We start from the raw sequence: 15,773 nt of genomic DNA, 5'->3' as shown, positions 1-15,773 counted from the left end.
GCCAGCGCAGCGCAGCGATCCGTTGGCCCGGCTCCTCGCGGTTCGCACGGACGGCGTACGGGCTGCCAACGACCGGGCTCGACGCAACGGCCGCATGCTGAAGGTTGTCCGTTACGTCCAGGCTCCGGAGCGCGAGGCTGCCGCGCAGTTCGAGGCCCTGGAACTGGTCGCCCAGTCCCGGCACTGGCTCGTGCGGGACGAGACGTTCGTGGACTCGGCGGGACCAGCCCTCCTGGAGTACCGGCCGGGCCTGAGCGCCGCGCGGAAGATGCTGCGCTCAGGCTTCGCGGACGGACTGCTCGCGCCGACGTACGAGCACATCAGCCCGCACTTCGCCGAGTACGAGCGGTTCCTCAGGGACATGGAGGCCCACAGGTGGTTTGTGGCGCTCGCCCTGCCGGAGACTGGCCGGTGACCGGGATTGTCGAGCCGAAGCCGGCATCGGTCGAGCCAGAGTTCCTCAACGAGCTGCTGGTGCACCGCGGCTTTGACCAGCAGTACGGGCCGCTGGTGATGCTGTGGCACCGCGAGTCGCACCCGAAGAACCACGGCGTGAACCGCCGGCTGGTGTCGATCGCGTCCGGCCTGGGCCTGTGCTGGGGGATCGGCTTCCCGAAGATGGCCCGCCCGATCTACTGCATCAGCGGGATCTGGTGCCTCGATTTCGGGCACCCGTCGGAGACCGTAGCCCTGGGCGTCCCAAGCGCGGTGTGGGAGGTGCTGACTGTTCACACCGGCCGGGTGCTGGTCGCGGTGAGCCTGGAGAGCAGCGGGAACCCGTTCATGGCCGAAGACCGGATCCTGACGGGCCGGGCCCGGGTGGCGTATCAGGCGCCGTCGTCCTGGTCGCGGCTGGGCCGGCGCCCGTAACCAGTGGGGGGAGGTGTGTGTGATGGATGACGAGATCCGTAGCAGCTGGAGCGAGGGGGACCGGTGGGTCATGTACTCGCTGGTGCTGACGCAGGTGTTCCTGAAGATGTACGACCTGGGCTGGCTGTGAAGGCCGCTCTTGGCCGGTTAGCGGCCTGGATGGATCGGAGAGGGTGGGGATGGAGACAGGTGGCCTTTCAGGTGCTGATCGTCATGATCGCGTGCGGGATGGTGATTCCGCTGGCGCTCATGTCCGACCCGCACCGGTAGCGCTGCCCAGGCGGGCTCCGGGCGGAACATTACGGCTGGCGTGGCCGCCCAGCGCGGACGGACTTGACCTGTTCGAGCCCGCGGTCCTGCCAACTGCGCGCGTGCGGGGGCGCGTGCAGCTGGTGCAGTTCTTCCGGCCTGGGGAGGATCGGTGAACCGGCTGAAGACCGCCGCCGACTGGGACAAGTACAACCGGGCCGAGCAGGGCCGGAAGCTATCCCCGTTCGAGCTGGACCAGTTCCGGCAGCGTGTCCCGCTCAAGCCCGGAGCCCGGGTCGTGGACCTGGGGTGCGGGAACGGGCACTGGACGCGCGAGCTCGCCACTCTCGGCTGTGACGTCGTCGGCTACGACTGGGCCCCGGGAACGGTGAAGCGGGCGCAGGTGAAACGGTCACTGGCCAGGCAGCCCCACTTCGAAGTGTGGGACATCGACGCCGGACCCCTGCCGATGGGCCTGTTGCACAAGCCTGTCGACTTGGTGACGTGCCGCTTCGCTCTGGGGTGCTTTGACCTGCATGGGTTCGGCGAGCTCGTCGGCGAGATCCTCGGGGCGACGGGCCGGCTGTATGTGCTGACAGACGTACGGCGGACCGGGATCGACCTGCCGCCCTCATTCCAGGCGGTGCCGGCCAGAGCCCTGCGGAGGCTGGAGGCGCGCTTCAGCTCGGTGGAGTCCTGGCAGCTGGGGCTTCGCGAGGCCCGGCTGATGTCCGGGTGCGCGCTGTAGATCGTTTGGCTCAGGCCCGGTGACTGCGCCTCCGGGCCGGAGCCGGGACTCCACCACACGGCTGGAAAGACCACCGGCATGCCCGACAAGGGTCATCCTGCCGCTCGGCGCCCTGTTCCATCTGCCACCCGGCTCCGCGTCACCGGCCATCCCGCTCCCACCCCAGAGGACCACCATGTGTCAACACCAACCCCCGTGCCCGCTGGCGGAAGCCAACGACCGCGAGGCCGCCCGCACCGTCAGCAGCCGTCCCGAACAAGGGTGGAGCCTGCTGTGCAACGGTGTGCTGCACTTCGAGGACACCGGTGAGCTGCTGCCCGACGGCCAGGTAATCGAGCCCCACCGGCCCGCGGGTCTCCCGCAGACCGTCGTGCCGGCACCAAGCGGTTGCGCAGGTGCTCGATGAGGATCGCGCCGCCGCCCGGCCCGGACTTCCGTGCCGAGATCCGATGACGACCCGAGCCGTGTCGAACGGCGACTTCTGGGACCGGCCGGGCTGCGACTGGGGCGAGGGCCCGCCGCAAGATGACGTGACACTGAAACTTCGGCAGCACGCGAACTCCTGCTACCGCCTGGGGTCCGAGGCACTCGCGCGAAGGGACCTGGAGTTGGCCGAGAACTGGCTGTGGGCGGCCGTGCAAGCGGATCACCCTGGGGGCTGGTTCCGGTTCGCCATCGTCGTCTACCGCCAAGGCCCCAAGGCGTACGGCGGCGCCGCCAATGCCGACGCGTATGTGCGCTATCTCGTCGAAGGCGCCGCGGGATTCGGGCACGGTGATGCGCAGACGATGCGCCCCTTGCTGAGAGACCCCTCCGCGGGCCTTCCGCCGTTTCCCTGGGAGGACCCGCAGTACGGACCCGAGCTCGTTGCCGCGCTCCGAACCGGCCTTCGAGCCCTCCACCCGCTCAACAACGACAACGACGGGAAATCGGATGACCCATCTTGAGACGGCTACCCCCGAGGCTCTGCGTGCCGACATGGTCCGCGCCCTGCATGAGCAGGACGCGATCGTCTCCGAGGCCGTCGCGGCAGCCTTCACCGCCGTGCCCAGGCACCGGTTCGGGCCCGACACGACCATGGAACAGGCATACGACCTCCACAGCGTTCTGCCTGTGAAGAAGGACGCCAACGGGCTCCCTCTCAGCGTCATCTCCGCGCCGCACCTCCAGGCGGTGATGCTGGAGCAGGCCGGAATCGAGCCCGGCATGAGGGTGCTGGAGATCGGCTCGGGCGGCTACAACGCCGCGGTCATCCAGGAACTCGTCGGAGCTGATGGTGAGGTCATCACCCTCGACATCGACCGCGACGTCATCGACCGGGCACGCCAGTACCTGGACGACACCGGATACGACCAGGTCAAGACGATGGCGGCCGACGCCGAGACCGCCCTGGCCGACCTCGGAACGTTCGACCGGATCGTGGCGACGGTGACGACGTGGGACATCCCCCCGTCGTGGATCGGTGCCCTCGGCGAGAAGGGCAGGCTGGTCACCCCGCTGACGGTGTGCGGGACGACCAGGTCGGTGGCCTTCGAGCGCGACGGCGACGGCTTGGTCAGCCGCTCGTACCGCCTGGCTTCCTTTGTGCCGATGCAGGGCGAGGGAGCCGCTCCGGACCGCAAGGTCATGCTTCGGGAGGGCGTGGCCCTCCAGACCGACAACGAGCAGGTCCCGCTCAACGCGAAGGCTCTGGGCCGGGCCTTGGCCGGCGACCGGCTGGAGAAGTGGTCCGGGGCGGCCTACGACCTGCCCGACGAGCTGGACTGGTTCATGACCCTGAACCTGCCGAGCCCCGCCCGCCTGCACGCGAGCCAGGACGTGATCGACAGCGGTCTCGTGGAGCCCTCCGCGAAGCTGGGCGTTGTCGCCCTGGTCAGCGAGGACAGCATCGCTTACCGCACCCGTCGCCCCAATCCGGACACCGGCACGGCCGGGTACGAGAGTGGCGTCATCGCCCACGGGCCGCAGGCTGAAGCGCTCGCCGAGCAGTACACGGAGCTGCTGCGCAGGTGGGCAAAGGATCACCAGCGGCGGGGGGCCGCGACGATCCGGTACCTACCGGGTGCCGCCCCGTCCCCGCTGCCCCCGGGCACGGCGCGCAAGCGCCACGGCCACGTGACCGTGACCTGGGCCTGAGACTCCGGGGCCGGCCGGCCCCGGGACATCGCACCATCCATCCACCATCCCACGGAGGGGAACCAATGACGGTTCAGACGGAACAGACGACCGCACCGACGGCGCCGGCCATGGACGACGCCAGCTTCGACCTGGACATCACCATCGTGGAGGGCGGCGTCGCCGCGGACCAGCTCATCCAGCTTACGGGCGACAACTGCGGCTCCACGTGCGCCTCCGCCTGCACCAGCTGCCCGTAACCGAACATCCCAACGCAACGGCCCGCCGCCCAGACCCTCATAGACCGGTTGTCCCAGGACCCACGACCTGGGGCAATCCGAGAGACGGGGCCCTTCCTCCCCCTCGTCGAGCCCGCCGTGGCGACGCGCATGCTCCGGGGCCCCCCAGAGGAAGGAAGGAACCGCTGCCAGCCGCGCAGCCGCGTGCCCCGGCCGCCCCACCCCTCCAGGGCGGCCGGCCCCCAATCCGCCCGCACCAGTGAGAGGACGACGCCGTGAACCTTGCCGATGAACGCCCGCCCATGGCGCCACCGGTTCCCACAACCAGCTCCTCCAGGCTGTCCGCTGTCTGGCTCGGGTCACGACCCACCCACGACGCCGACCAGGACGTCGCGCGCGCCGTCAGGAATGTCTTCCCGCGCCAACCCGCGGCCGCGAGGATCAACCGCGAGCACCACCTGCTCATCACCGACGCCCTCGCCAGACGAGGAATCACCCAGATCCTGGACCTCGGATGCGGGTACCCGGCGAACGGCCAGCACGGCGCCGCCGATCCGCTCCTGTCCCAGAACACCCACGAAGTCGTGCAACGGCACTGGCGCGCCGCCTCCGTCACCTACGTCGACAACGACCCGGACGTCGTCAACACCCGGCACACCGAGATCGCCGCCACCGCCAGCCAGACCCGAGCGCGAACCCTTCTCGCAGACATCACGGACCTGGTCGAGCTCCTCGACCAGCTTGAGCGGACCGCCGCGGTGACCCGCGACCGCCCTGTTGCCGTCCTTGCCCACGACGTCTACCCGTGGATCCCGGACGACGACGCCGTAATCAGCAGCGTTGCCTACCTGCGCGGCTGGCTGCCGCCTGGCAGCGCCCTGTCCTTCGCGCACGCCACCGCCGAGATGACTCCCACCTGGATCCAGCGGCTCACCGGGGTGTACGCCGAGGCCGGTCTCACCTTCCGGCCCCGCGGCCGCCGCTTCACCACGGACCTGCTCGGCGACTGGGTGGACCTCTACGGCGGTCCCGTGCGCGTCGTCCCCACTGCCCGACACCAGCCCGGCCACCACGAATCCAAAGCCCCCGACTTCCACGCCGCCGCCTACGCCGGCGTCGCCATCAAGCCCTACACGTAGAAGAAGACGACCACCATGTACCTGATGCAGCAGCTCTCCAACGAGGACCGGGAGCCCGTCTCCCAGCTCATCCGCGACCGCCAGGACCACGACGAGAGAGAAGGCCGGCCCACCTAGGACGATGGCCGCATCCTCATCCGCCTCCTGTCTGCCGCCGCCCCGGACACCCAGCTCGTCGGCATGTGGGAGGACGAGCACCTCGTCGCGGCCCTCGCACTGCAGCACGGCAACCCTGACGACGCCTGGACCCACGAGGAACGCGCCGAGCCCAGCTGGGTGCTCCGCCTGGTCCATACCCACCCGGAACACAGGCGCCTCGGGCGGCTGATCACGCTGTGGGCCGGCAACTACGCCGCACGCCAGGACCAGCCGCCAACGTGGATCAGGTGCTCGGTCCGCGACGTGAACGTCGCGTGGTACCTCGAGAAGATGTGCGGCTGGGCAGCCGTGCGAAAGCGCCAAGGCCCGAGCGGAGCACTCACCTACCTTCAGCGCGTACCGGAGCGCATCGACCACTTCGACTTGATGGTCGCAACGGGCACGGAGCTCTGGGCCGAAGGCACGCTGAGGCAGGCAACCACTGCCGTCGGCGAGTGAGCGCCCGAGTGACTGCATCGGGTGGGACTTCTGGTTTTCACGGCGGCGCACGAGGCGCCGTCCCTAGGCTCCAACAACACGACGGTGGGCTCGCAGCCCGCCACAGGCGAACGGGTGCGGGAGAGAACGTGCTGCTCGAAGGCAAGCTGGTCCGGGACCGAATTCCGCAGATCATCCGCGAAGACGGACTCGAGCCCCAGGTCTACGTGGCGGAGCCGGCGGAGTACCGGGTCGGCTCCACGCGAAGCTGTCCGAAGAGGTCCTCGAGGTCCAGGAGGCGGACGCCACCACGGCCCCGGACGAGCTCGCCGACGTCATGGAGGTCATCTACGCCCTGGCCGCCGACTACGGCATCGACCAACAGCAGCTGGAGAAGATCCGCCAGGACAAGGCCGACCGGCGCGGAGGCTTCGCCGACCGCATCGTCTGGACCGGCAACCGCTGATCGAGCGGCCGCCGGGCCCAGACCGGCATCTAGCCCGCCACCCTGCCGAGCAGCACATGACTCACCCCGGGCAGCGAGAGCCGCGGCGCCGAACTCCCCACGGGCGCAAGCCCCGCGTGCCCGCCAAGCAGCACTGCCTCCTCGGCGCTGATGCCGCGCTGGAAGGTCCCCTTGCCCTCGCTAGACCAGAAGCCGTCATGGTGCCGTGCCCAGCCCCCGGCGGCCGCGGCCTTCGTGATCTCCTCGGGTGAGCGAGTCACCACCAGCAGGTGCCCGCCAGGCCGTACGAACGATGCGGCGTCCTTGAGGGCACGAACGCGTTCCCAGGGGTTGGGCAGCACGTTCAAGACGAACGCCTGGGTCACCAGGTCGTACCCCCCGCGTCCGCATAAGGGTCGTAGCCGTCCGCGTCCAGCCCCGCGGAACGGTAGTGCGCCACGTCCGCTCCCCGTCCGCACCCATGGTCCAGCAGCGTCGATACGCCGAGCGGGCCGGAGCCAGGTCTGACTGGCAACGGCATCGACACCCGGGGGTCCGGGGGGGAAGCCAAGAACTCCGGCCCTCCGCGGAAGAAGTTGTGCCAGAGCCCGTTCTCGTGGACAAAGCCAGGGGGCCACCGCGCCCCGGTCGAGCCCCGCATGCACCTCCGTACCGCCCGCCGGCTCCGGGAAGTCGCGGTGCCGAGCGCGCCCACACGTGCGGACCGGCCGCACAGGCGCTCCGCCTCACCTCAGGCAGCACCCTGCCCATGCTCCTGAACCCTCCTGGCGATCCTGAGCTACGGCCAAGATCGTGCGTGGCCCCGGCGGCTGAAGTGAACAGCAGCCGAACATGAGATCTCCGGTCGAGGATTCGGCACGACAGTGGACTGCATAGATGCCTGGCATGTGCCTACGCAACAGGTTGTCGACGTTTACGGATTTTACGGTGGGGAATAGGTAGGGCCCCGTATGCGCGGGGGTGCGCTCCGGCGGCACCGGAGGGCGCGTGGATCTGCACGTCAGCGGCCTGAGCGTCGGACGCATGCACGATCTGACGACACATCAAACAGCTGGCACAGTGAGGAGTTGCCTGGCCAGACGTTGTGGATGGGCACTGTGGTCTACCTGGAAACCGGTAGCATCTGAGTCGCCACCGACCCCACGGTACGGCCTGCCTCGACGGCGGGGTCGCCCGTACCCCGGAACGGAGGCACGCGATGGAGAACAGCCCGCCCAACGAGGGCGGGAAGAAGCGGTTTAAGAAGATCGCCCGGATGGTTCTCGGCTGGCTGGCACTGCGGGCCCTGTGGCTCGCGCTCCGCCGGCTGTTCGAGCACCTCGTCTAAACGGCGAAGCCCCCTGCAGCAACAGGGGGCCTCTTCCAAGCCGCGGCTTCACCGCACCCGCCCCGCACCCTCGAAGGATGAACACCACATGGGGGTGTGGGGCATTTCGTGTGTGTCCGGCTCGCTGACGCGGCCGCAGCCGCGTTGCTGACCTGCATATCACACGGGACTCAGCGGTCACCAAGTTCGCGCATTCTGGTTCCCGCAGCCAGCGACACGGCCTCTAATTCTACATCGGCGCAGGTGAACACAGGCTTAAACGGGGGCCGGTTCACTCTGGACAGCTGCGGCAGGGTCACTGAAATGGACCAGCCGTATCTGAAGGGAGACGAGCGATGGCGCGGGGACTTGCCGACTTCGATCCACGGGCTCTACAGGAGCTGCGGTGGACCTACCCCGGGCCGGGCGGGAAGCAGGGGCTGACCGCCTCCGACCTCGCCAGGCGGGCGGGCGCCTCCAAGGCGCAAATCGTGGCCTACGAGAACGGGCAGACGGTGCCCGATCCGCGGCGGGTCGCCAGGCTTGCGGCCGCGCTGAACGTCGAGCCCGCTCGGCTGATGCGGACCAAGAACCGCAAGGTGTGGCAGGTGGCCGACTTACGGCGGGCCGCCGCGCTGACCGCAGCGCAGGCAGCGGAGCGGCTGGCGATTTCGGCCAAGGCGTACCGCAGGTTCGAGCAGCACGGGATCGTGCCGGCCCGGCGGGCGGCCTTCCTCGATCACGTCGCCGATCGGTTCGGGGTGGAACTTCGGGTTCTGGACCGGGCGATCGACCGCATTCCGGCCGTGGCCGAGCGGCAGGAGGCTGTCATCGGCCTGCTGCGGGCACTGCGGGAGAAATATGTCGAGCGGGATGCTGCCTGGCAGCCGCCGGACACGAGGGACGAGTACGTCGTCGAGCTGGCCAGGCTGTACGGGCGCACGGCGCACCGGGTGCTTCCGGTGATCTCGCACCTGCTGGCGGAGCTGCGTCAGCGGGAGATCCTGATCATGCGGGAGAAGGCCGTGGCCGAGTACGACACCGATGCGGTGCGCAGGGCGCGGGCCGCGGGCACGATCGCCGAGCACAGCCGGCACTTCAACCGGGAGGTGGAGCTGATCCCCCGCCGGCTGGAGGGCTTCCACCGGATGGGGCAGCCCTCGGATGTGTGGCAGGCGCTGGTCGACCTGTACGACCTTGATGCGCGCGAGGGCGGGCCCTGGGTTCCCGCCGCCCTGCTCGCCGGACCGGACACCGCCGCGAGCCTGCCCCTCTCCCTGGTCCGCACCGGAATGTTCCGGGATGTCGCAGCCTGCAGGCTGACCGTTCAGGGAGTCACCCACGTACGGACCTTCCGGCAGTTGTACGGGGCCCTGTATCCGGCGGTGCGGTCACCGATCCCCGGGGGGCAGAACCGCCCGCGGGCCCGGGCCGAGCACCAGTTCATGCTCGAGGGGCCGGAGCGGTTCGCGGTGCCGCTGCCGGTGGCCCACCGGCTGCTGGCGGAGGCCGAACTGCGCGGGATGGGGGAAGTGAGGCTCTCCCCCTCGACCAAGCTGCTCCTCGGGCCACCCGCACCAGGAGTGGGGGGCCGACCGCGTGCACGGACTGCGGAACTGCCCATCGCCGAGCCTCCGGCCGAGATTCTCCAGCCCCTGTCGTGGTCCGCGCTGAGTCTTCGCGCGCCGTCGGTGGCCGCCGCCGCCCAACAGGCCGTCGCCCTGGGCGGGGCAGACAACGCCCTTCTCCGCCAGGCCCAGACCGCCCACCGCGTGGTCGCCTTCCTCCAGCAGCACCCCGTGGGCGTCGAGATCCGGCGTGTCGAACGGGCAACCGGCCTGGCGGCCAAGGAGCTCGGCCCGCTGCTGGCGATGCTGGTCGAGGAGGAGTTCGCCACCGCCGTCGCCGCCGGCATCCACGCCCCCGGCCCGGCACTGGACCGCCTGGCCTCTCCCGGCGGAGTCGGACTCCAGCTCGAACACACCCTCGCGCTGGCCCGGGACACCGTCGGCGCCGCGGTCTACTTCGCCCGCTACCTCGACGGCGAGGTCCACATCACGCAGATGGCCGACGGACCGATCACCCCCCGCGTCCATGAATGGGTCGACTTCAAGGCCGCCGCCCACGCCAGCGCCGTCGGCAAATGCCTCCTGGCCCAGCTCCCGCCCGACATGCGCGCCGACCACCTCTCCCGGCACCGCACCGCCCGCCTGACCGGACGCACCATCACCGACCCCCGCAAGCTCATCGCCACCCTGGACCGCCTCGCCCCCAACCAGCCCGTCTACGACCACCGCGAGTACGCCACCAAAATCGAATGCGGCGCCATCCCCACCAGCATCACCGGCGACTACGGCACCCTTGCCCTGTCCATGCCCCTGGCCACCTCACACCGCCTCGAAGAAGCCACCCAGGCCCTGGCCCGCAAAGCCGTCCCCGTCCTCCTGGCCCTCCTCCTCTCCGGCAACGCCCCCACCGGCAACCCCCCACACTCCCCCGCCGGCCCCCAGCGCTCCTCCGGCAGCAATCAACCCGCCGAGCCCGCCACCCGCGCCATCACCCCAGCCGGCCTGCAACGCCTGCGCGCCGCCTTCCCCACGCCCCTGAACTCCCCCGACGAAATCCGGCACCTGGTCGCCTGCCCCCACACCGGACCCCACCTCGCCGCCGACGGGAACACCGGCTCCATCCACCTCTTCGAAGCCGCCCGCGAGCACCCCCACCCCACCGACGAACCGGCCCTGGAGCTCCCCGCCTACACCTACACAACCACCTCCACCGAGTTCGCTTCCCCCCAGAGCCGCACCTGGCAAGGACACACCGAACCCGACCGCATCCTGCTCCGACGCCCCCACCACACCCTGGCCAACACCACACCCCCACACTTGGCATAACACTCCCCCCCGGCTGCAGACCGGCCGGCCCAGACCGTGTCCCCGGACCAGAGCGCCCGCCTTTGCCGCAGTGAGTGCCCTGTGTCCGGCGTTGCCGCCCCGTCCCACGAAGTGAGGGCCGCCACCCCGCGGGTGGCGGCCCTTCACCTGGCCTCGCAGTCACTGCGGCGAGAGGACGGATCAGGCCCAGTTGGTGAGGTCGTAGACGGCTTCGCACAGCGGATCCCGGGCATCGGGAACACGATGTGCGGCCAGGGTCGTAGGTTCCTCAGGCCGCAGGAGGGCAATGAGTTTGGTCGAAGCCCACCAGCCGACGGTGCGAGGTGCTCCCGTGTCGTAGCGCACGGCCAGGTCAACGCCGATGATCCGGTCCTCGTGGGCGAGGTAGACGCGGACGGTGTCGGGACGGTGGTGGTCGAAGCCCGCCAGGACGTACAGCTCGGCGTCCACCGAGGGCAGGGCGTTCTGCCACAGCGGATCGCCGGCGAGGTCGGCGATCAGGTAGTCGATGCCGTCGTCCAGGGTGACCTCGGTGCCCTCGGGAACGACAGTGCCGACGAGATCCGCCACGTCCACATGCGGGAATCCACCTGCCGGGCTGGAAGGGATCGTCTGCCCGGTGAGCCAGACAGCGGTGTGGCGAAGGGCTCCGACGTACCACCAGGTTCCGTGCTCACGGCCGTACCGGGTGGGCAGGTCCACGGCAACGGCCTGGTCCCCCGTGCCGGCCAGGCGCACCCGGATTCGGTCCGCGCCCGGGCGAACCATGGCACGGATACGCCAGTCCGTGCCCGGAAGGGGTACCCCGATGAACCTGCGCAACATCAGCAGAGCATCGGTGAAGTGCTCATCCATTCCCTACACCCTTCCCCTTCCGGTATCCCGCCGATCTGGCGATCACAGATCGTTGACCCAGTCGGGACAGACCGTCTGGCCCAGGCAGTACGCGGTCATGGTGCCGATCGGGCGCCCATCCGGGGTGGGCTTACCCGCCGGACCCCGTGTACCGCGCTCGGCAACGGAGACGGTACGCATGCGGACCTGACCCTGATTGGTGGCGACGACACCCCAGTACTCCACCCGGGTGCCGGTGACCTTGTCGGCCGTCCCGTCGTACGGAGCATTGATCGCCTTGGCGCTGTACATGTTGTGCTTCGAGGAGGCATGAAGCCAGCCGAAGTCATCGGTCCCGTGTCGGGTCGGGATGTCGTTGCCGTCCCAGTCCCGCACCGACCAGTTCACCTTGTGCCAGGGCTGCTGCGGGTCCCGCACCCCTGCGACCCGCGCCAGAGGCTCCTGCGGAACCTCCACACCGGCCGCCCGCGCCAACTGCTCGCCAAAATGCTTGGTGTACGCATCATTTGAGAAGACCAGCAGATCGCCGCCGCCGTCGGGGCCGGGCCCAGCAGCCTCCACCGCCGGCGTGAACACCAAGACCGGCACACAGGCCACAGCCGCAGCCATCACGGCCAGCACGACACGAGACATCAGCACAGACACCAGACACTCCTTCTTGAACCATCAGGCAAGTGCCCGGCCGCCGCGCGGGTGCACCTTTTGACATGCCACGCACCAGCTCGCGGACAGAACCGCCGAACACAAACATCCACGACCCGCGCCATCCGACATTTGGCCGCGTGGGCACACCCGGGGCCAGGGGGCTGCTTCCCCCCTGGCCGTGCTGCAGACCGCTACGGAGCCGGGGTGAACTCCACCTCCGTGCCACCGCAGCCCGCCGCGATGTCCAGCAGCCGGTCCCGCTCCAACTCGTCCACCGCCAGACCCCACCGGAGTTTCGTCGCCGTCCACTCCGCCCCGTACCGGCACAGGGCATCCGCGGACGGCGGCAGCCACTCAGCCGGATCCTGGTCGGATTTGCTGCGGTTCGAGCGAGCCGAGACCGCCACCAAGGAGCTAGCCTGGCCCTGGTCGTTCGCGTACGCCTCCCGCCGGCCCGCCGTCCACCCCGACGCCCCCGAATCCCACGCCTCCGCAAGCGGGACCATGTGGTCGATGTCGAACTGGCGTGCATCGCCAGTCTGTACGCCGTCGTAGTACGACGACCACAGCCCACCCGTCAGGACGCAGCCCGGACCGATCTCCGGGTAAACCACCGCCTCCGCCAAGAGAACTTCCTGACGGGTATTACAGCCATCGGAAGGCTGCTCCCCGGCGTTCCAGTGCCGGAAGCTGGTGCGCTGGTAGCCGGTACGGTCCTCCACCGCGAGCGGCAGCGCGGACACCGCCACCCCCATCGGAAGCACCTGCGGCACCACAGCGGCCGCGGCAGGTGCGGCGGGTGCGGGTGCCTCGGCGGCGTGGACGGTGGTGGCGGGCAGGGACAGGGCGAGAGCAGCGGTCACCGCGGTAGCGGCCCGCACGATCATGATCATACGGGCCGTTCTACCGGCCACCCCCACCCCCACGACAGCGCCCGAGGCAGCAGTTCACCCGCCCGGGGCGCCCGATTCACCGCCGAAACGCCACTGCACCTACCGGCGTGCCACAGGGGTGCAGGATGCGGCCCGGCCTTCCGCCAGCCCCGTGCAGCGGACCCCACCGCCGAGATGCCACTCCATCACCGGACCGACCCCATCCCCGTGCTCCGTGCACCAGGACACCGGGACCACACCACCGGAGTCGTACCGGCGGCACACACGCCCCTCCCCCAAACCGGCGGACGGAACCCCGTGACGAACCACCCCACCCGCCGGCCCCTCCGCAGCAGTGCCTCGCAGGCCGGCCGGCCAGGCCAGCGTCACCCGCAAACCACCCGACCCCGAACAGAACCGGCCTTGGCTTCGCGCGCTGAGCTCCGATCATGGCGTGGTGACGATGACGCTGCCCGATCCGGCCCAAACCCGGGCCGCGTCTGCCCTGGGGCTGCCAAGGCAGTCAGCCAACCCGACTCGTCCCACCCGGCTCGGCAGCGTCGCTGCGCCGTCGAAGATCTCGCAACGCCACGACCACACCCCTATAGACGCCCATCAACATCAAAATGTCCGCCGGGACGATAAACCACCACCACCAGGCAATGTTGGACTGGGTGATAGCGACGAGCGTCGTGATGACCGTAAACGCCCCCCACGCCAGGTTTCCCAGCAGACGCAACACCGGATGCAGCTTCCTGCGGAACACCACTTCGAACCAGGTCTTCTCCACTTTTCCCCCCTCATACAGTCTGAGGTTGTTCCTGTTTGGCGGACAGGTTGTATGTGTTGGTCAGGCTGTGATGGTTTCGTACTGGGCTGGGCTTTGGTAGCCGAGGCTGCTGTGGAGCCGGCGGGTGTTGTACCAGCCTTCGATGTAGTCGAAGATCGCGGTCCTGGCGGCGATGTGGGTGTGCCAGCGGTGTCGGGTGACGAGTTCGGTTTTCAGGGTGCTGAAGAAGGATTCGGCGAGGGCGTTGTCCCAGCACACGCCGGTGCGTCCGACGGAGAGCCTGATGTTGCGGGTGGCTGCGAGGGCGGCGAAGGCGTGGCTGGTGTACTGGCTGCCGCGGTCGGAGTGGAAGACCACCGTGCCCTGGGGCTGCCGGTGGTGGCAGGCGTTCTTGAGTGCGTCTGTGGCCAGTGAGGTGCCCAGGTGGTCGGATGTGGCCCAGCCGACGACGCGGCGGGAGGCGATGTCGATCACGGTGGCCAGGTAGAGCCAGCCCTGGCCGGTGGGGATGTAGGTGATGTCTCCGCACCAGCGGGTGTCGATAGCCGCGGGGTCGGGCCGGAAGTCGCGTCGGACCAGGTCAGGGCGGGTTTGCGCATGCTGGTCGGGGATCGTGGTGCGTTGTTTGTGCCTGCGGTGTCGGCCGGCCAGGCCGGCGGCCCGCATGAGGCGGGCGACCCGGCGCCGTCCGCAGGGATGGCCCTCGCGCAGGAGTGCGGCATGGACGCGTGGGGCTCCGTAGGTGCCGCGGGACTGCTGGTGGACTTCGGTGATCCTGGTGCTGAGTTCGGCGTCCCGGGCGGCCCGGGACCTGGTGGCGGGGCTTCGGCGGGCGTAGTAGGCGGACCGGGAGACCTTCATCAGCTCACACGCCCGTTTGACGTTGTGACCTGCCTGTTTCTCCGCCTCGATGAACGGATCAACCGTCACCGGGTCCCCCTGGCGAAGAAAGCCGTGGCCCGCTTGAGGATCTCGATGTCTTCCCGCAGACGGCGGTTCTCCCGCCGCAGCTCCGCCAGCTCGGCCCGCTCGTCCCTCTCCAGGTCTTTGGGCTGGTGGCTTTCGTCGGCCTGGGCCAGCCACAGCCGCACCGCGGTCTCGGTCAGGTCGAAGTCCTTGACGACCTCGGGCACCGAGCGGTCACCTCGCAGGCACAACTCGACGATCTCGGCCTTGAAATCGGCCGTGAACTGCCGCCGCGGACGCGGCTTCTTCTTCGGCATGTCATCCATCATGGACATCCCTCCCCGGGCACGAGCCCAGATCTCCGATGTCCGCCAAACCGAAGCAACCTCAGTCCGGGACCGCCCCGGACAGCGACAGCTCACACACCGCGGAGCCGCTCAACCCGACGGGTCAAGTCCCGGCTCGTCAGGGTGTGGGCCGCGGCCTCGTCACCCAGGTCAGCCGCCCGCGCCAGGGCAACGCCGGCACCCGTGCCCCCGCTGGCGGCGTCGGGCATGCGGTACCCGCAGCACCCCTACATGGCCTCGCGGAACCAGCCGAACTCGCTTCGGCCGCAGCCGGTCCGGGACAGGCAGTAAGCATGTTCACGCCCATCCACCCGCACTTCTCCTTGTTCTCGAAGTACCGAACCACCTTTGCTGGCATTCAGACGCTCTCTCGTGGATCAGGTCTGACCCAGATGTGACTCGCGCAGCCGACGAAAGGTTGCACAGGTCCGCCGAACAGCCGCTCTCACAGGCCGGCCGGTACACCTGGCGGTTCGACCGCCGCGCCCGACCAGGGGCCGACGGCTCTGCGGTGTTTGCCGACCAGTCGGAACACCTCCGGTCACAGCAGAGCTGTGCGCGCCACGGCGCACATCCGGCCCGACGCGGTGGTGGCCAGCGGCGGGGAGCTGTGGGGCATTGAGGTTGATGGCGTCACGCCGGTGTCGGCACTTCCCGGTCGCCAGTATCAAGGGGGCCTCGATCGCCAAGCGGGCCTGCAAGGTCGACTCCTCCAAGTTCGCCGCGCAGAAGATTGCGCCGAAGAACTCCTGGAAG

18 protein-coding genes and 1 pseudogene are annotated in these 15,773 nt (G+C 69.4%); 12 read left to right on the top strand and 7 right to left on the bottom strand.

What is annotated here, in order from left to right; genetic code table 11:
* The first annotated feature begins 94 nt into the window (after positions 1-94).
* The 10 genes from AB0O36_RS32195 to AB0O36_RS32150 all read left to right on the top strand — a co-directional run bounded on the left by AB0O36_RS32195 (position 95) and on the right by AB0O36_RS32150 (position 6,402).
* Positions 95-415 carry a recombinase family protein gene (locus tag AB0O36_RS32195; RefSeq protein WP_365116335.1) on the top strand — a complete coding sequence of 107 codons (321 nt, stop codon included), beginning with the start codon at positions 95-97 and terminating at the stop codon, positions 413-415.
* Positions 412-870 carry a hypothetical protein gene (locus AB0O36_RS32190; protein ID WP_365116332.1) on the top strand — a complete coding sequence of 153 codons (459 nt, stop codon included), beginning with the start codon at positions 412-414 and terminating at the stop codon, positions 868-870. The genes AB0O36_RS32195 and AB0O36_RS32190 overlap by 4 nt, the downstream gene beginning before the upstream one ends.
* A gap of 421 nt (positions 871-1,291) precedes the next feature.
* Complete coding sequence (locus AB0O36_RS32185) at positions 1,292-1,867, top strand: methyltransferase domain-containing protein (RefSeq protein ID WP_365116331.1); 576 nt, start codon at positions 1,292-1,294, stop codon at positions 1,865-1,867.
* A 175-nt stretch (positions 1,868-2,042) separates the two neighbouring features.
* A complete protein-coding gene (locus tag AB0O36_RS32180) occupies positions 2,043-2,273 on the top strand; it encodes a DUF5999 family protein (RefSeq protein WP_365116328.1) in 231 nt (76 codons plus the stop codon).
* Positions 2,274-2,331: 58 nt separating this feature from the next.
* Positions 2,332-2,814 carry a hypothetical protein gene (locus AB0O36_RS32175; RefSeq protein WP_365116325.1) on the top strand — a complete coding sequence of 161 codons (483 nt, stop codon included), beginning with the start codon at positions 2,332-2,334 and terminating at the stop codon, positions 2,812-2,814.
* Positions 2,801-4,003, top strand: coding sequence for a methyltransferase, FxLD system (gene fxlM / locus AB0O36_RS32170; protein WP_365116323.1), 1,203 nt, complete (start codon positions 2,801-2,803; stop codon positions 4,001-4,003). The genes AB0O36_RS32175 and fxlM overlap by 14 nt, the downstream gene beginning before the upstream one ends.
* Before the next feature lie 65 nt (positions 4,004-4,068).
* A complete protein-coding gene (locus tag AB0O36_RS32165; protein WP_365116321.1) occupies positions 4,069-4,242 on the top strand; it encodes an FxLD family lanthipeptide in 174 nt (57 codons plus the stop codon).
* A 254-nt stretch (positions 4,243-4,496) separates the two neighbouring features.
* Entirely contained in the window at positions 4,497-5,360 is an 864-nt protein-coding gene (locus AB0O36_RS32160; RefSeq protein ID WP_365116318.1) for an SAM-dependent methyltransferase, read from the top strand.
* A 180-nt stretch (positions 5,361-5,540) separates the two neighbouring features.
* Positions 5,541-5,957 (top strand): hypothetical protein, encoded by a 417-nt coding sequence (locus AB0O36_RS32155; protein WP_365116315.1) that lies wholly within the window; start codon positions 5,541-5,543, stop codon positions 5,955-5,957.
* 316 nt (positions 5,958-6,273) lie between these two features.
* Complete coding sequence (locus tag AB0O36_RS32150; RefSeq protein ID WP_365116313.1) at positions 6,274-6,402, top strand: hypothetical protein; 129 nt, start codon at positions 6,274-6,276, stop codon at positions 6,400-6,402.
* A gap of 29 nt (positions 6,403-6,431) precedes the next feature.
* Here AB0O36_RS32150 and AB0O36_RS32145 read toward each other — a convergent pair whose 3' ends face one another.
* On the bottom strand, positions 6,432-6,767 hold the full coding sequence (locus AB0O36_RS32145) for a hypothetical protein (protein ID WP_365116311.1): 336 nt from the start codon (positions 6,765-6,767) through the stop codon (positions 6,432-6,434).
* Positions 6,768-7,600: 833 nt separating this feature from the next.
* Here AB0O36_RS32145 and AB0O36_RS32140 point away from each other — a divergent pair.
* Positions 7,601-7,729 (top strand): hypothetical protein, encoded by a 129-nt coding sequence (locus AB0O36_RS32140; RefSeq protein ID WP_365116308.1) that lies wholly within the window; start codon positions 7,601-7,603, stop codon positions 7,727-7,729.
* A gap of 335 nt (positions 7,730-8,064) precedes the next feature.
* Entirely contained in the window at positions 8,065-10,602 is a 2,538-nt protein-coding gene (locus tag AB0O36_RS32135; protein WP_365116307.1) for a helix-turn-helix domain-containing protein, read from the top strand.
* A 180-nt stretch (positions 10,603-10,782) separates the two neighbouring features.
* On the opposite strand, the gene AB0O36_RS32130 is transcribed toward AB0O36_RS32135, so the two are convergent.
* The 6 genes and pseudogenes from AB0O36_RS32130 to AB0O36_RS32105 all read right to left on the bottom strand — a co-directional run.
* Positions 10,783-11,457, bottom strand: coding sequence for a hypothetical protein (locus AB0O36_RS32130; RefSeq protein ID WP_365116305.1), 675 nt, complete (start codon positions 11,455-11,457; stop codon positions 10,783-10,785).
* A 42-nt stretch (positions 11,458-11,499) separates the two neighbouring features.
* Positions 11,500-12,102, bottom strand: a complete 603-nt coding sequence (locus AB0O36_RS32125; protein ID WP_365116304.1) for a hypothetical protein — start codon at positions 12,100-12,102, stop codon at positions 11,500-11,502.
* 191 nt (positions 12,103-12,293) lie between these two features.
* Positions 12,294-12,995 (bottom strand): HNH endonuclease family protein, encoded by a 702-nt coding sequence (locus tag AB0O36_RS32120; RefSeq protein ID WP_365116302.1) that lies wholly within the window; start codon positions 12,993-12,995, stop codon positions 12,294-12,296.
* Positions 12,996-13,497: 502 nt separating this feature from the next.
* A complete protein-coding gene (locus tag AB0O36_RS32115; protein WP_365116300.1) occupies positions 13,498-13,764 on the bottom strand; it encodes a hypothetical protein in 267 nt (88 codons plus the stop codon).
* Between the two features lie 60 nt (positions 13,765-13,824).
* Positions 13,825-14,694 carry an IS3 family transposase gene (locus AB0O36_RS32110; RefSeq protein ID WP_365116297.1) on the bottom strand — a complete coding sequence of 290 codons (870 nt, stop codon included), beginning with the start codon at positions 14,692-14,694 and terminating at the stop codon, positions 13,825-13,827.
* Positions 14,694-14,987: pseudogene (locus AB0O36_RS32105) on the bottom strand (transposase); the annotation flags it as partial. The gene AB0O36_RS32110 and the pseudogene AB0O36_RS32105, both read right to left, overlap by 1 nt.
* Positions 14,988-15,773 lie beyond the last annotated feature (786 nt).

This window comes from Streptomyces sp. NPDC089799 (assembly GCF_040684755.1).
In the GTDB taxonomy this organism is placed as follows: domain Bacteria; phylum Actinomycetota; class Actinomycetes; order Streptomycetales; family Streptomycetaceae; genus Streptomyces.
This window is presented reverse-complemented; position numbering and strand designations above follow the sequence as displayed.